5 tRNA genes are annotated in these 520 nt (G+C 52.5%); all 5 read left to right on the plus strand.

The features are described 5' to 3' along the window. The first annotated feature begins 53 nt into the window (after positions 1–53). The 5 genes from FBF73_RS09930 to FBF73_RS09950 all read left to right on the plus strand — a co-directional run bounded on the left by FBF73_RS09930 (position 54) and on the right by FBF73_RS09950 (position 484). Positions 54–126: transfer RNA gene (locus tag FBF73_RS09930), tRNA-Val, on the plus strand. A gap of 5 nt (positions 127–131) precedes the next feature. After that, positions 132–202 (plus strand) — tRNA-Gly (locus tag FBF73_RS09935). A gap of 34 nt (positions 203–236) precedes the next feature. Beyond that, positions 237–310: transfer RNA gene (locus FBF73_RS09940), tRNA-Ile, on the plus strand. Between the two features lie 8 nt (positions 311–318). Then, positions 319–390 (plus strand) — tRNA-Glu (locus tag FBF73_RS09945). 4 nt (positions 391–394) lie between these two features. Further along, positions 395–484 (plus strand) — tRNA-Ser (locus tag FBF73_RS09950). Positions 485–520 lie beyond the last annotated feature (36 nt).

A 520-nucleotide genomic window follows, 5' to 3' on the forward strand; every position in this document is an offset into this window, starting at 1 on the left:
CCGGAAGTAGTTGGGGGTTGCCCCCTGTGAGATATGGAAGTCGCTTAGCTCTAGGGAGTTTAGCTCAGCTGGGAGAGCATCTGCCTTACAAGCAGAGGGTCAGCGGTTCGATCCCGTTAACTCCCATTTAAGCGGGTGTAGTTTAGTGGTAAAACTACAGCCTTCCAAGCTGTTGTCGCGAGTTCGATTCTCGTCACCCGCTTTGAACTTTGTTCAAAATACCAAGTTTTTAACTTGGGCGCGTAGCTCAGGTGGTTAGAGCGCACGCCTGATAAGCGTGAGGTCGGTGGTTCGAGTCCACTCGTGCCCATAAAGTTTGGTCCGTTGGTCAAGGGGTTAAGACACCGCCTTTTCACGGCGGTAACACGGGTTCGAATCCCGTACGGACTATTTTGGAGGATTACCCAAGTCCGGCTGAAGGGAACGGTCTTGAAAACCGTCAGGCGTGTAAAAGCGTGCGTGGGTTCGAATCCCACATCCTCCTTTTGTATTAACGCGGGATGGAGCAGCTCGGTAGCTC

The sequence above is a fragment of the Streptococcus mitis genome, from assembly GCF_005144795.1.
GTDB classification, from domain to species: domain Bacteria; phylum Bacillota; class Bacilli; order Lactobacillales; family Streptococcaceae; genus Streptococcus; species Streptococcus mitis_BB.